Below are 16,455 nucleotides of genomic sequence, written 5' to 3'. Positions count from 1 at the left end.
GAGGCTTCGCGCCTCCGGCTGAGCTGCCGATCTCCCCCCTTGCGGGGAGATGGCCGGCAGGCCGGAGGGGGGTGCTGTCCCTCGGACCTCTCCAGCAATGCGCGGGCACATCCTCTGGCTATTTTGCAGGTTGCACGGTTCGACGTTGGAGATCCTTCCCACCCCCCTCTGTCCTGCCGGACATCTCCCCCGCAAGGGGGGAGATCGGATTTCGCCTTTGGTTTTCGCCAACATTCAACGCTGGCGAGCAACTTTGTTCTTGCTTTGTGCCGGCAGCTATGCTACTAATCTATCTATGGTGCTGAATCGCACCGCGACCCGCCTCTGGCGGGTTTTTCATTTTTCACCCCGACATCAAACAATCCCGCCGCCGACGCTCGCCACCGCCGGCCGTTCGGCTGCGACCTTCGCCCGGTAGCCGGCGGCGCGGTAGGCTGCGACCGGATCGATGGCGCCGCCGGTCTTTAGTCGTGCCATGGCGAGGATCGGCTCGACATCGGTGCGATAGGCTATCTTCAGCGTCTGCGTTGCCATCAGCGCATCATTGGCGTCCTGGAAGCCTTCGAGCGCCTTGCGATCGACCAGCAGCGCCTGGGCATAGGCGCGCTGCACTTCAACCGCCGACAGCATCAGGCTTTCGATCGGATCGGTGACGTTGTGGCTCTGGTCGAGCATGTGGGCCGGATCGAACCCTTCGGCACCGGAAAGCTCGGCATCGACCAGTTCGTTGAAGACCAGGAACAGCCGGTAGGGATCGATCGAGCCGGCGTCGAGGTCGTCGTCGCCATATTTCGAATCGTTGAAATGGAAGCCGCCGAGCTTCTTGAACTGGATCAGCCGCGACACGATCATCTCGATGTTGACGTTGGGGGCGTGATGGCCGAGGTCGACCAGGCAGAACGCCTTGTCGCCAAGCTCTTTGGCGATGATGTAGTTGGTGCCCCAATCCTGCACGACGGTCGAATAAAAGGCCGGCTCGTACATCTTGTGCTCGGTGAACAGCTTCCAGTCGTCCGGCAGTCCGGCATAAATCTCCTTCATCGCGTCGAGATAACGCTCGAACGCCTTGGCGAAATTAACCTGGCCGGGAAAATTCGAGCCGTCGCCGATCCACACCGTCAGCGCTTTCGAGCCCAGCGTCCTGCCGATCTCGATGCATTCGAGATTATGCTCGACCGCCTGCCGGCGTGTTGCGGCATCGGCATGCGACAACGAGCCGAACTTATACGAAAGTTTTTGGTCCCTGGCGTCGGAGAAGGTATTGGAGTTGATGGCGTCGAAGCCGAGGCCGAAGCGGGATGCCGCCTGCTTCAGCCGGTTCGGATCGGCCTTGTCCCACGGAATATGCAGCGAGACGGTCGGCGTCGCCTGCGTCAGCTGGCGGATGACGGCGCAGTCCTCGATCTTGTCGAAAATGTCGCGCGGCTCGCCAGCGCCGGGAAAGCGGGCAAAGCGGGTGCCGCCGGTGCCGACGCCCCAGGACGGGATGGCGACGGCGAATTTCTCGACCTTGTCGCGGATGGCATCGATGGCGATGCCGCGGCGGTCGAGGCGCTCGCCGAGGGACTCGTAGTCGCGCTTGAGGTCGGCATTGCGCGCGGCATTGTGCCTGTCGACGAGGTCGGCGGAGATGATGGTTTCGGACATGGTGGTTTCCTCCCAATTTGCGTTGGTCGGCGCTGCCCCTCACCCTTACCCCTCTCCCCGTAAAGAACGGGGAGATCACCGGCGTTGGAGCGCTTCCCTTCTCGGCGTCACTATTACGGGGAGAAGGTGCCGGCAGGCGGATGAGGGGCAGCGCAATCCTCAAAGACGGTCGCTTATCGCGTAAAACTCTGCGCGTTGCCGGCATCGACGTTGATGATGTTGCCGGTCGATTTTGCCGACATGTCGGAGGCGAAAAAATAGATCGCTTCGGCGATGTCCTCGGGGAATACCGACCGCTTCAGCATCGAGCGCGAGCGGTAATGCTCTTCGAGATCGTCGGTCGACATCTTGTAAGCGGCGGCGCGCTGTTCCTTCCATTCGCCGGTCCAGATCTTCGAGCCGCGCAGCACGGCGTCGGGATTGACGACATTGACCCTGATCTGGGCTTCCGCGCCTTCCAGCGCCAGGCAGCGCGCCAGATGGATCTCGGCAGCCTTGGCCGTGCAGTAGGCGGCGGCGTTTGGCGATGCGGCAAGGCCGTTCTTAGAGGCGACGAAGACGACGTTGCCGCCGATCTTTTGCGTCCGAAACAGCCGGAACGCCTCCCGCGAAACCAGGAAATATCCCGTCGACAAGATGTCCATGTTCTTGTTCCACAGCGCCAGCGTGGTGTCCTCGATCGGCGCCGAGGAGGCCAGGCCAGCGTTGGACACCAGGATGTCGATGCCGCCGAACTCGACCGCTGTCTCGGCAAAGCCGGAGATCACCTGATCCTCGGACGTGACGTTGATGACGACGGGCCGCACGAAATCCTTGCCGTAGGCCTTGGCAAGCTCGTCATTGGCGCTGGCAAGGGCTGCCTCGTCGATATCGGCCAGCACGACGCAGGCGCCTTCGCGCAGCAGCCGGTTGGCGGTGGCGCGGCCAATGCCGCCGGCGCCGCCGGTGACCAGCGCGATTTGGCCGGCAAGAGCTTTCGGTTTCGGCAGGCGCTGCAGCTTTGCCTCTTCGAGCAGCCAGTATTCGATATCGAAGGCTTCCTGGTCGGGCAGCCCGACATAGGTCGACACCGTCGAGGCGCCGCGCATGACGTTGATGGCGTTGACGTAGAATTCGCCCGATATACGCGCCGTCGCCTTGTCGCCGGCGAAGGTGAACATGCCGACACCGGGCATCAGATAGACCACGGCGTTCGGATCGCGCACCGGTGGCGAATCCGCGTGCTTGCAGCGGTCATAATAGGCCTGATAGCCGACGCGATACTCCGCCACATCGTCGACAAGACGGGCAATGACGGCATCGACATCGGGATTCCTGGGATCGAACTCGATGACCAGCGGCCGGATCTTGGTGCGCAGGAAGTGGTCCGGGCAGGATGTGCCGAGTGCCGCCAACGGCCGCAAATCCCTGGAATTGACGAATTCGAGCACCGCAGGAGAATCGTCGAAATGGCCGAGCTTGTGGCTGTTCTCCGAGATCAGGCCGCGGATCCTCGGCATCAGTTTTGCAGCCACAGCGCGACGCGCCGGTGCATCGAGCGATTTGACGATTTCGCCGCCGAAGATCGGCTTGCCCTGGCTCTTGCGCTCGAACCAGTCGATCGCCTGGTTGATCACCGAAATCGTCGTCTCGTAGCATTCCTTCGGCGTGTCGCCCCAGCTGAACAGGCCATGGCTTGCCAGCACGACACCCTTGGCCTCGGGGTTCTCGAGGCAGAATTTCTCCAGCCACAGGCCGAGTTCGAAGCCCGGGCGCTTCCATGGCAGCCAGCCGATCGTGTCGCCGAATATCTCCTTGGTCAGCGCCTGCGAATCCTTGGCGGCGGCAATAGCGATGATGGCGTCGGGGTGCATGTGGTCGACATAAGGCTTCGGCACGAAGGCATGCAGCGGTGTGTCGATCGAGGCCGCGCGCGGGTTGAGGTTGAAAGTGCAGTGGGGCAAATAGCCGACCATCTCGTCTTCATGTTCGAGGCCACGATAGAGACCTTTCAGCGCGCGCAATTTGTCCATGTAGAGCGTGGCGAAGCCGTCGAGTTTGATCGAGGCGCTGTCGCCGCCCGAGCCCTTGACCCACAGCACTTCCACGCTCTGCCCAGTGAGCGGATCGTTTTGCCAGATCTTGGAGGAGGTGTTGCCGCCGCCATAATTGGTGACGCGCTTGTCGGAGCCAAGAACATTCGAGCGATAGACCAGACATTCGGGCTCGCTCATCGCTTGCGCTTTTGCGTCATCCCAAAGATTGGCGAGGCGCGTGCCGGAGCGCTTGTCGAGCATAGGTAATCCTCCCTTTGGGACACGCAAACGGCGCGGGTCCCTTTTGTGCGAATTTCTACGCAAGCGGCTGTCTTGTCAATCACAAACGATCAATATCAATCATATTGCACTGCACAATGAAATTATCTGATCGGAAATGATTGACACTGCGCGCTTTGGGTGCCTAGATGCTCAAGCAGGGAGGAACCATGCACGAGAAAGAGCGCCACAGGATCATTCTGTCCGCCGTCCAGGAAAAGCCTGTGGTGACGGTGCAGGAGATGGTCGACCTGACGGAGTCGTCGGAGGCGACGATCCGGCGCGACATCGCGGCATTGCATGTGCAAAAGCGGCTGCGCCGAGTGCGCGGCGGCGCCGAGGCGCTCTCGCCTCCGCAGTTCATCGGCCTTGCCGGCCGGCCGTTTTCCGTCAACGAGACGATCAACGCTTCGCAGAAGCGGGCGATCGCACGAGAGGCCGTGGAACTCTGCAAGGACGGCGAGCCGATCATCATCAATGGCGGCACCACCACGTTCCAGATGGTGCATTTCCTGAGCGGCCGCCGCATGCCGATCTTCACCAATTCCTTTCCGATCGCCGAGCACCTGCTCAGGCATTCCAAGAACACGGTGATGCTGTCGGGCGGCACCATCTACCGCGAGCAGAACATTATCCTGTCGCCCTTCGACAATGACGTGACGCGCAATTTCTACGCGCGCCGCATGTTCATGGGCGCGCAGGGACTGGGGCCGCTGGGTCTTATGGAAGGCGACCCGCTGCTGATCCAGGCCGAGCAGAAGCTTATCGACCAGGCGGACGAATTGGTGGTGCTGGTCGACTCCTCGAAATTCCGCAAGCGCTCGAGCCTGATCCTGTGCGGCCTGTCGCGCATCGCCACGGTGATCACCGACGACGGCATCGAGGATCGCGAAGCCAAGATGCTGGAGACCGCCGGCGTGACGCTGATCGTCGCCCGCACAACGGCAAGCAACAAGGAAGAATCTTCGCTGCAGGCCTGAGAAAACTCACGCCCGCAGCGGCGATGGAATGCAACGCTCAAGGGAGGATATTCGATGAGCTTTCTGAAGAAACTGATGGTTACGGCGGCGTTTTCCGCCGCCATGTTCGTGAATGCCGCCTATGCCGAAAACGTCAAGATCGCGCTGGTGGTGAAGTCGCTCGGCAACGGCTTCTTCGACGCCGCCAACAAGGGCGCCGAAGAGGCGGCCAAGGAACTCGGCGACGTCGAGATCATCTACACCGGCCCGACCAAGGCGACCGCCGAAGCGCAGATCGAAGTGGTCAATTCGCTGATCGCCCAGAAGGTCAACGCCATCGCCATTTCGGCCAATGACGCCGACGCGCTGGTTCCGGCGCTGAAGAAGGCGATGGAACGCGGCATCACCGTCATCTCGTGGGATTCAGGCGTCGCGCCGGAAGGCCGCCAGCTTCACCTCAACCCTTCCGACACCAACCTGATCGGCGAGACCATCATCAAGCTTGCCGCCGACTACCTGCCGGAAGGCGGCGATGTCGCCATCCTGTCGGCTTCGTCCACCGCGACCAACCAGAACGCCTGGATCGACGCGGCCAAGAAGGTGCTGCCGGAGAAGTTCCCCAAGATCAAGCTCGTCGCCACCGTCTATGGCGACGACGACTCGGCCAAGAGCACGGACGAGGCCAAGGGCTTGCTGAAGTCCTACCCGAACCTCAAGGCGATCATCGCACCGACCACGGTCGGCGTCGTTGCCGCCGCGCAGGTGGTGACCGATGAAGGCCTGATCGGCAAGGTCAACGTCACCGGCCTGGCGCTGCCGTCGGAGTTCAAGAAGTTCATCGACAACGGCGCCAGCCAAGCGGTTGCGCTGTGGAACCCGATCGACCTCGGCTATTCGGCCGTCTACCTCGCCCACGACCTGGCGGTGAAGAAGGAAGAGGCGAAGCCCGGTGCTACGCTGTCGATCGGCCGCGTCGGCAAGGTCACGCTCGACGACACCAACTCGGCTGCGATGGCTCCGCCCTTCCAGTTCGACAAGTCGAACATCGAAAAGTTCTCCAAGATCTATTGATCCTGGAGCCTTCGAACTGGTGCGGCGGGACCTTGGCCCCGCCGCGGCCTCAACCGGACCTAGTTTCAGGGCTTGATACGATTATGGACACGACAGCCCAACACGAAGTGGCGAAGGAAGCGCCTTTGTCTCCCGGGCCGCGGCTGACGCTGTCCGGCATCTCGAAAAGCTTTCCCGGCGTGCGCGCGCTGCACGATGTCAGCCTGTCGCTCTATCCCGGCCAGGTGACCGCGCTGATCGGCGAGAACGGCGCCGGCAAGTCGACGCTGGTCAAGATCATGACCGGCATCTATCAGCCCGATTCAGGCACAATCAACATCGACGGCCAGCCCGTCGCTTTGCCCAGCGCCCATGCCGCCTTCGGGCATGGCATCACCGCCATCCATCAGGAAACCGTGCTGTTCGACGATCTGACGGTGGCCGAAAACATCTTCCTCGGCCATGCGCCGCGCACCCGCTTCAAGACCATCGACTGGCGCACCATGCGCAAGAATGCCCGCGAGGTGCTGGACACGATGGGCGCCGGCCATATCGACGCCGATGCCAGGCTGAAGGATCTCGGCATCGCCAACAAGCATCTCGTCGCCGTTGCCCGCGCCATGTCGATCGACGCGCGGATCGTCATCATGGACGAGCCGACGGCAGCACTTTCGATGAAGGAGATCGAAGAGCTTTTCCTGCTGATCGAATTCCTCAAGAGCGACGGCAAGGCGATCCTGTTCATCAGCCACAAATTCGATGAGATCTACCGCATCGCCGACCGCTATACCGTGTTCCGTGACGGCGAGATGGTTGGCGAAGGCCTGATCAAGGATGCCGGCCAGAGCCAGATCGTGCGCATGATGGTCGGCCGCGCGGTCGACCATATCTTTCCGCAGCGCAAGGCCGAGATCGGCGCGCCGGTGCTGGCCGTCTCCGGCCTGTCGCATCCGACCGAGTTCGATGATATCGGCTTCGAGCTGCACAGGGGCGAGATCCTCGGCTTCTACGGTCTTGTCGGCGCCGGGCGCAGCGAGGTGATGCAGGCGATATCAGGCATCACCCGCACCAGCGGCGGCACGATCACGCTGGAAGGCAAAGCGATCGCGCCGAAATCGGCGGCGGATTCGATCGATGCCGGCATCGTCTATGTGCCGGAGGAACGCGGCAAGCAAGGCGTGGTGATCGGCCTGCCTATCTTCCAGAATGTCTCGCTGCCTTCGCTCAAGCGAACCTCCAAATCCGGCATATTGCGGCTGGCGGAAGAGTTTGCGCTAGCCCGCTCCTACACAGAGCGGCTCGACCTGCGCGCCTCCTCGCTCAGCCAGGACGTCGGCACGCTGTCGGGCGGCAACCAGCAGAAGATCGTCATCGCCAAATGGCTGGCGACCGCGCCCAAGGTGATCATACTGGACGAGCCGACCAAGGGCATCGACATCGGCTCGAAGGCCGCCGTGCACGGCTTCATGGCCGAGCTCGTCGCGCAAGGCCTGTCGGTTATCATGGTGTCGTCCGAACTGCCGGAAATTCTCGGCATGTCCGACCGTGTCGTCGTTATGCGCGAGGGCCGCATTGCCGCGGTCTACGACAATAAGGGGCTCGACGCCGAAACGCTGGTCAGGACGGCAGCGGGGATCGCGGCATGAAGGCTCTTCTCAAATACCGCGAAGTCTGGCTGCTGGCGGCAATCGCCGTGCTGATCGGGCTGATCTCGATGCGTTTTCCGGGCTTTGCCGCTCCCGGCAATGTGCGCCAGGTGTTCAACGACACGTCGATCCTGATGATCCTGGCGCTCGGCCAGATGGTGGTTATCCTGACCCGCTCGATCGACCTGTCGATGGCAGCCAATCTCTGCTTCACCGGCATGGTGGTGGCGATGCTGAACGCCGCGCATCCGGCAATCCCGATCCCGCTGCTGATCGTCATCGCACTTCTGGTCGGCCTGGTGCTCGGCGCCATCAATGGCCTGTTGGTGTGGCGGCTGAACATTCCCTCGATCGTGGTAACGCTCGGCACTCTCACCATCTACCGCGGCGCCACCTTCGTTATTTCAGGCGGCGCCTGGGTCAACGCCGACCAGATGAGCCCCGATTTCATCGGCCTGCAGCGCGCGACGTTCCTCGGCATACCGGTGCTGTCATGGATTGCCCTGCTGGTCATCGCCTTGTTCTTCCTTGTGATGACGCGCACGGCGCTCGGCCGCTCGATCTACGCCATCGGTGTCAACCCGACCGCATCGGTCTATGCCGGCATCGACGTCGGCCGGACGAAATTCATCGTCTTCTGCATTTCGGGGATGATCGGCGGCCTCTGCGGCTATCTCTGGATCTCGCGCTACGTCATCGCCTCGGTCGAGGTCGCCAACGGCTATGAGCTCAACATCATCGCCGCCTGCGTCATCGGCGGCATCTCCATCGCCGGCGGCATCGGCTCGGTCGGCGGCGCGGTGCTCGGCGCGCTGTTCCTCGGTATCATCTCCAACGCGCTGCCGGTGATCAATATCTCGCCCTTCTGGCAAATGGCGATTTCGGGCAGCGCCATCATCCTGGCCGTGGTGCTCAACGCGCGCGGCGAACGCCGGCAAGGCCGCATCATCCTCAAAAAGGCGGAAGTGGCATGACCGATACCCCTGCCCCGCGCCATGTTCCGAACCGACTCGACAAGCCGTTCACTGCGGCGATCTTCTCATGGGAGGCGCTGCTGGTCGTCGTGGCGGTCGCCATCTTTGCCGTCAACAGTTTTGCCTCGCCCTATTTCCTCGACGCGTGGTCGCTGTCGGACCTGACTTTCAACTTCACCGAAAAGGCGCTGATCGCGCTGGCCATGGCACTGCTGATCATCTCCGGCGAAATCGACCTGTCGGTCGCCGCTATCATCGCACTCGCCTCGACGATGATGGGCATGGCGGTGCAGGCCGGCGCCGGCACGCCTGTCCTGGTGGCAATCGGCATCGTCGTCGGGCTCGGCTGCGGCGCCTTCAACGGGCTGCTCGTCACCAGGCTGGGGCTGCCGTCGATCGTCGTCACCATCGGCACGATGAGCCTGTTTCGCGGCGTTGCCTTCATCATCCTCGGCGACCAGGCCTACAAGGGCTATCCCGCGAGCTTCGCCTTCTTCGGCCAAGGTTATGTCTGGTGGGTGGTGTCGTTCGAACTGACGCTTTTCCTGGTCGCGGCCGTCGTCTACTGGTTCCTTCTGCACCGGACGAGCTTCGGCCGCCGGGTCTTTGCCATCGGCAACAACCCGGTTGCGGCGCAGTTTTCCGGCGTGCGTGTCGGCCGCATCAAGTTCATCCTGTTTTGCCTGACCGGCCTGATGGCGGGCATCGCCTCGGTGCTGATTACGTCACGGCTCGGCTCGACCCGGCCGTCGATCGCGCAGGGCTACGAACTCGAAGTCATCACCATGGTGGTGCTCGGCGGCGTCAGCATTCTCGGCGGCGCCGGCAGCATTCTGGGCGTCGTGCTGGCGGCCTTCATCATGGGGCTGGTGACCTTCGGTCTTGGCCTGCTCAACGTGCCGGGGATCGTCATGTCGATCTTCATCGGCCTGCTGCTGATCATCGTCATCGCGCTGCCGATCCTGTGGCAGCGCGTGCGGCGGGAGCGCTTTGCCTGATGCCCGAAAAATATGCGTTCAAGATGAAGCTCAATCCCGGCATGAAGGCCGAATACAAGAGGCGCCACGACGACATCTGGCCGTCACTCGTCGCGTTGCTAAAACAGGCTGGTATCTCCGATTACTCGATCCATCTCGACGAGGAGACCAACACCTTGTTCGGCGTGCTGTGGCGCCGTGACGACCATGGCATGGACGAATTGCCTAAGCATCCGGCGATGCAGCGCTGGTGGGCCGAGATGGCAGACATCATGGAAACCAAGCCGAACAACGAGCCGGTGGCGGTGCCGCTGGAAACAATGTTCCATATGGAATGACCCGCCACGTCGCCGTCATCGATATCGGCAAGACCAACGCCAAGGTGGCGCTGGTCGATCTCGCCGCAGCAAGCGAAGTGGCGCTGCGCAGGATGGTCAACGAGCCGGTTCGGCAACGCCCGTATCCGCACCACGACGTCGAGCGGTTATGGGCGTTCATCCTCGGCAGCCTGGCCGAGATCGATCGCGAGCAGCGCATCGACGCGATATCGATCACCACCCATGGCGCAACGGCGGTGCTGGCCGACGCATCAGGCGAACTGGCGCTGCCGGTGCTCGATTACGAGTTCGACGGTCCGGATGCCTTCGCCAAGGACTACGACGCGATCCGCCCGCCTTTCACCGAGACCGGCACGCCGCGCCTGCCGGCCGGCCTCAATCTCGGCGCGCAGTTGTTCTGGCAGCAGAAGCGCTTTCCAGCGGATTTCGCCAGGGCCGCCGCGATGCTGATGTATCCGCAATACTGGGCCTTGCGCCTGACCGGCGTCGCCGCCAGCGAGGTGACTTCGCTCGGCTGCCACACCGATCTGTGGAACCCGTGGAAAGCGGATTTTTCCTCACTGGTCGACCGGCTGGAATGGCGCCGGCTAATGGCGCCGGTGCGGCAGGCCAAGGACCGCTTGGGCCCGATCCTGCCCGCTCTGGCGCGGCAAACCGGCCTCGATCCGCAAACGCCGGTGTATTGCGGCCTGCACGATTCCAACGCCTCGCTGCTGCCGCATCTCCTGTCCGACAAGCCGCCTTTCTCCGTCGTCTCGACCGGCACCTGGGTGGTGTCGATGGCGGTTGGCGGCAGCAAGGTCACGCTCGATCCGGCGCGCGACACGCTGGTCAATGTCAACGCGTTCGGCGATGCCGTGCCCTCGGCGCGCTTCATGGGTGGCCGCGAGTTCTCCGTGCTGACGGAAGGCCAATCGGAAGACTGGACCGAAGACGATGTCGCCGCGGTGCTCGCGCGCAAGACGTCCCTATTGCCTTCGATCCAACGGGGTTCGGGGCCGTTTCCGCACTGCGCCGCGGCATGGCTTAACGCGGACGGCATCAACAATGGCCAGCGCTTTGTCGCCATCTCGTTCTACCTGGCGCTGATGACCGCGACCTGCCTCGATCTGATCGGCGGCGGGGGGTCAACCATCGTCGAAGGACCCTTCGCCCGCAACCGGCTGTTCACCCGCATGCTGGCTGCGGCGACGGCGCGCGCCGTCATTGCCTCCGCGGCTGCGACAGGCACCAGCATCGGCGCCGCCTTGCTGGCGTCGGACCAGGGGACACCGCAAGGCAGAGGCGAAAGGACCGAACCGTCGGCCGATCCACTCTGGACAAGTTACGTGCGCTCCTGGCGTTCGGCAGTCGACGAACGAGCCTGACCGCCGAGCTCATGGCGCCCTGCGGTCAGGCCGTTGCTAGCCCGCGTAGAGCAATCCTTGTGGATCGATCTCCGGCTTGCGGCCGGCGACCACGTCGGCAAGGAATTTTCCCGAACCGCAGGCCATGGTCCAGCCGAGATGGCCGTGGCCGGTATCGAGATATAGATTGTCATACCGCGCCCGGCCGATGACCGGCACGGAGTTCGGCATCATCGGGCGAAGTCCAGCCCAGAGCTCGGCCTTGCTCTCGTCGAAGGCGCCGGGAAAAAGCTCTTTGCCGGTTTTGAACATGGCAGCAAAGTCGCTCGGCCGGTGGGTGCGGTCGAAGCCGGTGAATTCGGCGGTGGAAGTGAGCCGCAGCCGGTTGCCGAGCCTGGAATAGGCGATCAGCTGGTCCTCGTCGGCGCCGCCCATGGTCGGCCCCTTGCCCTCATCCTCCAGCGGGATGGTCGCGGTATAGCCCTTCACCGGATAGACCGGCAGGTCGATGCCGTAGCGGCGGCCGAGCAGACCGCTCTCCGGCCCCATCGAGATGACCACCGCATCGCCAGCCACCGGACCGGCCGAGCTCATCACCGCGCGCACCCGGTCGCCGTCGATGTCGAGGCCTTCGACCGTCGTGCCGTAGAGGAATTGGACGCCGAGTTTTTCGGCGGCATAGGCAGCGAGGCGCTGCGTGAATTGACTGGAATCGCCGGTCTGGTCGATCGGCGAATAGACGCCGCCGGCAATTTTGTCCTTGGCTCCGGCAAGGCCGGGCTCGAGCTCGACCAGCCGGTCGCGGCCGACGATCTCGATCGGCAGGCCATGTTCGGCGAGATAGCGGTAATTGTCGGTGCCGGTATCAAAGCTCTGCTGCGAGCGGAAGAAATACAGAATGCCTTTCTTGCGCTCGTCGTAGTGAACGCCGGTGTCAGCGGAGATGGCGTTGATGCAGTCGCGTGAATAAAGCGCCAGGCGCAGCTTGATCTCGGTGTTGGCGCGCATGCGCTTATGCGTGCACTGGCGCAGGAAGCGCAGGCTCCAGGCGACAAAATACGGATCGAAGCGCAGCCGCACCTTGATGCCGAGATCGTGGTTGTAGAGGGCTCGCAGGAACGTTTTAAGCGCGGCGGGCGAAGCCCAGGCGGTGGCATCGCCGGGAGATACCAGGCCGGCATTCGACTGGCTGGTGCCGCGCGCCGCCGCCGGATGGCGCTCGATCACCGTGACTTCATGGCCGTCGCTGGCCAGACAATAGGCCGCCGCCGTGCCAACGACGCCGGCTCCAAGCACCGATATTTTCATGCCGCCCCCAAGTCGAACGCAGCCGAACGCCTGCACGCTCAGCCGTGAGGCCCTTCAATAGCGCCTCTGCCTCCTGCCGACGAGCCCTTACGGAGAGCCCGCGCTTAGCCCAGAGCCGAATTCTTGCTGGTCAGGATGCGCTCCCAGGCAAGCGCATCGGAGACGATCTGGTCGAGGTTGTCACGCTGCGGGGTCCAGCCGAGTTCGCCGCGGGCCAGCTCCGAATTGGCGACAACCGCGGCGGCGTCACCGGGGCGGCGCTCGCCCATCCGCACCTCGAAATCATGGCCGAAGACGCGGCGTACGCTGTCGATGACCTCGAGCACCGAATAGCCGTGGCTGTAGCCGCAATTGGCGACCAGGCTCGATCCGCCGGCACGCAGCCGCTGCAGGGCCAGCCGATGCGCCGCCGCCAGGTCGCTGACATGGATATAGTCGCGCATGCAGGTGCCGTCCGGCGTCGGATAGTCGGTGCCGAACACCTGCATGAAGGGGCGCTTGCCGAGCGCCGTCTCGCAGGCGACCTTGATCAGATGCGTGGCGCCGGGCGTCGACTGGCCGGTGCGGCCCTTCGGGTCGGCGCCGGCGACGTTGAAATAGCGCAGCGCCGTATAGCGCAGCCCATAGGCAATAGCCGCGTCGCGGAGCATCCATTCGCTCATCAGCTTGGACAGGCCGTAGGGCGATTCCGGCGCAAGCCTGGCGTCCTCGCGCACCGGCTCCAGGCCGGCGCCGCCATAGACGGCGGCGGTCGAGGAAAAGATGAAATTGGGCACGCCTTCGCGCACCGCGGTCTCGATCAGGGTGCGTGTCTTGCAGGTGTTATTCTCGTAATAGGCAAGCGGGTCGGCCACCGATTCGGGCACGACAATCGAGCCGGCGAAATGGATGATCGCGTCGACCTTGTTGTCGCGGATGATCGAGGCGACCAATTCCTTGTCGGCGACATCGCCGACGACGAGCTTTGCTTCCGGAGCCACCGCCCATTCAAAGCCGGTCGAAAGCCGGTCGAGGACGACGACGCTGTCGCCCGTGTCCAGCAACTCCCAGACCATATGGCTGCCGATATAGCCGGCACCGCCTGTCACCAAAACCGTCATCCGCATCCTCGCTATTCATGATTTATCGGAACTGTCTCAATCGTCGCCGTACTGGAAAACCTGCCGCCAGGCCATTACAATCTGCGGTACCCAGTCTCATCGGCGGGTGGCATTGTCCTGAAACAAGATTGATCCACATCAAGGGAATAGGCCACGTTCCGTGGTCGTTAGGAACAGGCCTGGGGCGTGGCATTTTGACCAAAACGGTGCGGTGGACGGCGAATAGGCCAATGACTATGATCCCGCGCAAAATTGGGAAGGCGACATGAATTACCAGCGGTTCTTCGAGGAAGCGATCGACCAGCTCCATGCAGAGCGTCGCTATCGCGTCTTCGCCGACCTTGAGCGTATCGTGGGAAAATTCCCGCGCGCCATCTGGCGTGCCAATGGCCGCGCCGAGGAAATCACCGTCTGGTGCTCCAACGATTATCTCGGCATGGGCCAGCATCCCGACGTCATCGCCGCGTTCCAGAAGGCGGCAGGCAAAATGGGATCGGGGGCCGGCGGCACCCGCAACATTTCGGGCACCAGCAACCCGCTGGTCGAGCTCGAACTGGAGCTTGCCGACCTGCACGACAAGGAAGCGGCACTGGTTTTCACCTCCGGCTTCGTTTCAAACGAAGCGTCGATCTCGACCATTGCAAAGCTGCTTCCCAATTGCCTGATCATCTCGGACGAGCTTAACCACGCTTCGATGATCGAGGGTGTGCGGCGCTCGGGCGCCGAGAAGAAGATCTTCCGCCATAACGACGTCGCGCATCTCGAAAGCCTGCTGCAGGCGGCCGGCCGCGAGCGTGCCAAGCTGATCGTCTTCGAGAGCGTCTATTCGATGGATGGCGACATCGCGCCGATCAAGCAGATCGTCGACCTCGCCGAGCGTTACAATGCGATGACTTATATAGACGAGGTCCATGCCGTCGGCATGTACGGGCCGCGCGGCGGCGGCATCACCGAGCGCGAAGGGCTGGCCGACCGCATCGACATCATCGAGGGCACACTGGCCAAGGCGTTCGGCACGCTTGGCGGCTACATCACCGGCACCAGCGCCGTGATCGACGCCGTGCGCTCCTATGCGCCGGGCTTCATCTTCACCACGGCGCTGCCGCCGGCGATCGCTGCCGCGGCAACCACCTCGATCCGCCATCTCAAGCGCTCGGAGGCCGAGCGCGACGCGCAGCTGCGTCAGGCGACGCGGACCAAGGAAGTGCTTGCCGCGGCCGGCCTGCCGGTAATGGAGTCACCTACCCACATCGTGCCGCTGCTGGTCGGCGATCCCGAGCTCTGCAAGATGGCCAGCGACCGCCTGCTCGGCGTGCACGGCATCTATATCCAGCCGATCAATTACCCGACAGTGCCGCGCGGCACCGAACGGCTGCGCATCACGCCGACACCGTTCCATTCTGACGCGCTGATTGCCTCCTTACAGGACGCGCTAGTCGAGACATGGGATGCGTTGGGGATTCCCTACGGTTCGGCCGGCCGGCCTTCAGTGGCCAAGAGCGACCGCGTCATTCCGTTGCTGGTGCCGAAGTCGGGCGGGTAACCTCCGCCGCTACGGGCACCATTGCGGAAGCCGCCTATCGGTGCCGCCTCATTTTTCAGTGCTGCGATGCCTGGCGCGAAGCTCAACACACCTCACACAGTCTTCATCCATTTCGCCAGCCGGTGCGCGGCTTCTTCGAGCTGGTCGAGGCGGCGGTGGAAGCATAGCCTGAGGAAAGCTTCGCCGCCGGGGCCGAAGGCGGTGCCGGGGGCCAGGCCGACATTGGCGCGGTCGACCATGTCGAAAGCGGCAGCGCGGGAATCGGTGATGCCGTCGACGGCGAAGAACAGATAGAACGCGCCCTGCGGCACGGTGAACCGCGCCCTGCCGGTTTCGGCGAGAATGCCGCAGACGAGGTCGCGCGCCGCCCTCGCCCGCTCCACCTGTTCGACGATGAAGGCATCGCCCTCGTCGAGGGCGACGACGGCGCCGCGCTGCATGAACTGCGCAACGCCGGAAGTCGAATACTGGACCAGGTTCTCGAACACCTGCTGCAAGGCGGGATGGATCTTGATCCAGCCGATGCGCCAGCCGGTCATCGCCCAGTTCTTGGAAAAGGAATTGACGAACAGGATGCGGTCCTCATCGGCCATGATGTCGATGAACGACGCCGCGCGGCCATGGCCGTAGTGGAACAGCGAATAGATCTCGTCGGCAATGATCCACAGGCCCCTTTCGCGGGCGAGATCGAGGATTGCCTGCAGCGTCTCCTTGTCGGCGGTCCAGCCGGTCGGGTTGGACGGCGTGTTGACGAACAGCGCCTTGGTCCGTGGCGTGATCGCCGCTGCGATCTTGTCGACATCGCAGGACCAGCCATTGCCGGACTGATCAAGGGTGACTGCAACCGGAACGGCGCCGGCCACGCCGGCGGCGGCGGCGAAATTCGGCCATGCCGGCGACAGGTAGACAAGTTCGTCGCCCTTGCCGGCCACCGCGTCGATGGCCATCTGGATGGCATGCATGCCGGAGCCGGTGACGATGAATTCTTCGTTGGCGAAAGTCTTGCCGAAATGCCTGGTGTAGTAGCGGGCGAGCGCCTGCCTGAGTTCGGGAATGCCCCGCTGCCAGGTGTAGAAGGTCTCGCCGGCGGCCAGCGCCTTGGCGGCGGCATCGGTGATGAAGGCAGGCGTCGGCAGGTCGCCCTCGCCGGCCCAAAGCGGGATCATACCGTCGCGGCCGCGGCCACGATTCATGACGGCGACAATGCCGCTTTCGGGCGCCGCCCGCGCTTCGGCGCGCAGAGTATCGATCAGGGTCATGGATGGGTCCGTTT

13 protein-coding genes are annotated in these 16,455 nt (G+C 63.2%); 8 read left to right on the top strand and 5 right to left on the bottom strand.

All coding sequences use genetic code 11. The annotated features are described in order from the left end of the window. Positions 1 to 354 precede the first annotated feature (354 nt). Together rhaI and NKG95_RS24015 are read right to left on the bottom strand one after the other, a co-directional pair. Positions 355 to 1,647 carry an L-rhamnose catabolism isomerase gene (rhaI, locus tag NKG95_RS24020; protein WP_023719463.1) on the bottom strand — a complete coding sequence of 431 codons (1,293 nt, stop codon included), beginning with the start codon at positions 1,645 to 1,647 and terminating at the stop codon, positions 355 to 357. 173 nt (positions 1,648 to 1,820) lie between these two features. Beyond that, positions 1,821 to 3,923, bottom strand: a complete 2,103-nt coding sequence (locus NKG95_RS24015; RefSeq protein ID WP_353042734.1) for a bifunctional rhamnulose-1-phosphate aldolase/short-chain dehydrogenase — start codon at positions 3,921 to 3,923, stop codon at positions 1,821 to 1,823. 188 nt (positions 3,924 to 4,111) lie between these two features. Between NKG95_RS24015 and NKG95_RS24010 the strand changes: the two genes are divergently transcribed. From NKG95_RS24010 to NKG95_RS23980, 7 genes are all read left to right on the top strand, one after another. Continuing rightward, positions 4,112 to 4,921 (top strand): DeoR/GlpR family DNA-binding transcription regulator, encoded by an 810-nt coding sequence (locus NKG95_RS24010; protein ID WP_352493797.1) that lies wholly within the window; start codon positions 4,112 to 4,114, stop codon positions 4,919 to 4,921. 54 nt (positions 4,922 to 4,975) lie between these two features. Then, complete coding sequence (gene rhaS / locus NKG95_RS24005; RefSeq protein WP_023719466.1) at positions 4,976 to 5,971, top strand: rhamnose ABC transporter substrate-binding protein; 996 nt, start codon at positions 4,976 to 4,978, stop codon at positions 5,969 to 5,971. Between the two features lie 83 nt (positions 5,972 to 6,054). Next, a complete protein-coding gene (locus NKG95_RS24000) occupies positions 6,055 to 7,596 on the top strand; it encodes a sugar ABC transporter ATP-binding protein (protein WP_352919182.1) in 1,542 nt (513 codons plus the stop codon). Next, positions 7,593 to 8,570 (top strand): ABC transporter permease, encoded by a 978-nt coding sequence (locus NKG95_RS23995; protein ID WP_352493795.1) that lies wholly within the window; start codon positions 7,593 to 7,595, stop codon positions 8,568 to 8,570. The genes NKG95_RS24000 and NKG95_RS23995 overlap by 4 nt, the downstream gene beginning before the upstream one ends. After that, entirely contained in the window at positions 8,567 to 9,568 is a 1,002-nt protein-coding gene (locus NKG95_RS23990; protein ID WP_352482463.1) for an ABC transporter permease, read from the top strand. Before NKG95_RS23995 ends, NKG95_RS23990 begins: the two co-directional genes overlap by 4 nt. Continuing rightward, on the top strand, positions 9,568 to 9,885 hold the full coding sequence (rhaM, locus tag NKG95_RS23985; RefSeq protein WP_352482465.1) for an L-rhamnose mutarotase: 318 nt from the start codon (positions 9,568 to 9,570) through the stop codon (positions 9,883 to 9,885). Before NKG95_RS23990 ends, rhaM begins: the two co-directional genes overlap by 1 nt. Continuing rightward, positions 9,882 to 11,252 carry an FGGY-family carbohydrate kinase gene (locus NKG95_RS23980; protein ID WP_352919180.1) on the top strand — a complete coding sequence of 457 codons (1,371 nt, stop codon included), beginning with the start codon at positions 9,882 to 9,884 and terminating at the stop codon, positions 11,250 to 11,252. Before rhaM ends, NKG95_RS23980 begins: the two co-directional genes overlap by 4 nt. Before the next feature lie 36 nt (positions 11,253 to 11,288). On the opposite strand, the gene NKG95_RS23975 is transcribed toward NKG95_RS23980, so the two are convergent. After that, positions 11,289 to 12,539: a D-amino acid dehydrogenase gene (locus tag NKG95_RS23975; protein ID WP_353042733.1), complete on the bottom strand. Its 1,251-nt coding sequence runs from the start codon at positions 12,537 to 12,539 to the stop codon at positions 11,289 to 11,291. A 104-nt stretch (positions 12,540 to 12,643) separates the two neighbouring features. After that, positions 12,644 to 13,639, bottom strand: a complete 996-nt coding sequence (gene galE, locus NKG95_RS23970) for a UDP-glucose 4-epimerase GalE (RefSeq protein WP_023719473.1) — start codon at positions 13,637 to 13,639, stop codon at positions 12,644 to 12,646. A 265-nt stretch (positions 13,640 to 13,904) separates the two neighbouring features. Between galE and hemA the strand changes: the two genes are divergently transcribed. Beyond that, the gene (gene hemA / locus NKG95_RS23965; RefSeq protein ID WP_353042732.1) at positions 13,905 to 15,182 is read left to right on the top strand and encodes a 5-aminolevulinate synthase; all 1,278 of its coding nucleotides are present in this window, start codon (positions 13,905 to 13,907) and stop codon (positions 15,180 to 15,182) included. A gap of 92 nt (positions 15,183 to 15,274) precedes the next feature. Here the strand turns inward: hemA and NKG95_RS23960 are convergent, their stop codons facing one another. Further along, positions 15,275 to 16,441: a pyridoxal phosphate-dependent aminotransferase gene (locus NKG95_RS23960; protein WP_352547899.1), complete on the bottom strand. Its 1,167-nt coding sequence runs from the start codon at positions 16,439 to 16,441 to the stop codon at positions 15,275 to 15,277. Positions 16,442 to 16,455 lie beyond the last annotated feature (14 nt).

Origin of the sequence: Mesorhizobium sp. M1423, assembly GCF_040317575.1 — a bacterium.
GTDB lineage: Bacteria > Pseudomonadota > Alphaproteobacteria > Rhizobiales > Rhizobiaceae > Mesorhizobium.
Note: the sequence above shows the minus strand (reverse complement) of the source record. Positions and strands in the feature narration are given on the sequence as shown.

Bases quoted from the DNA above. Each gene is read 5' to 3' on its own strand.
- rhaS (WP_023719466.1), top strand. From the start codon at position 4,976: ATGAGCTTTCTGAAGAAACTGATGGTTACGGCGGCGTTTTCCGCCGCC.
- NKG95_RS24015 (WP_353042734.1), bottom strand. From the start codon at position 3,923: ATGCTCGACAAGCGCTCCGGCACGCGCCTCGCCAATCTTTGGGATGAC.
- rhaI (WP_023719463.1), bottom strand. From the start codon at position 1,647: ATGTCCGAAACCATCATCTCCGCCGACCTCGTCGACAGGCACAATGCC.
- NKG95_RS23995 (WP_352493795.1), top strand. From the start codon at position 7,593: ATGAAGGCTCTTCTCAAATACCGCGAAGTCTGGCTGCTGGCGGCAATC.
- hemA (WP_353042732.1), top strand. From the start codon at position 13,905: ATGAATTACCAGCGGTTCTTCGAGGAAGCGATCGACCAGCTCCATGCA.
- NKG95_RS23990 (WP_352482463.1), top strand. From the start codon at position 8,567: ATGACCGATACCCCTGCCCCGCGCCATGTTCCGAACCGACTCGACAAG.
- NKG95_RS23980 (WP_352919180.1), top strand. From the start codon at position 9,882: ATGACCCGCCACGTCGCCGTCATCGATATCGGCAAGACCAACGCCAAG.
- rhaM (WP_352482465.1), top strand. From the start codon at position 9,568: ATGCCCGAAAAATATGCGTTCAAGATGAAGCTCAATCCCGGCATGAAG.
- NKG95_RS23975 (WP_353042733.1), bottom strand. From the start codon at position 12,539: ATGAAAATATCGGTGCTTGGAGCCGGCGTCGTTGGCACGGCGGCGGCC.
- NKG95_RS23960 (WP_352547899.1), bottom strand. From the start codon at position 16,441: ATGACCCTGATCGATACTCTGCGCGCCGAAGCGCGGGCGGCGCCCGAA.
- NKG95_RS24000 (WP_352919182.1), top strand. From the start codon at position 6,055: ATGGACACGACAGCCCAACACGAAGTGGCGAAGGAAGCGCCTTTGTCT.
- galE (WP_023719473.1), bottom strand. From the start codon at position 13,639: ATGACGGTTTTGGTGACAGGCGGTGCCGGCTATATCGGCAGCCATATG.
- NKG95_RS24010 (WP_352493797.1), top strand. From the start codon at position 4,112: ATGCACGAGAAAGAGCGCCACAGGATCATTCTGTCCGCCGTCCAGGAA.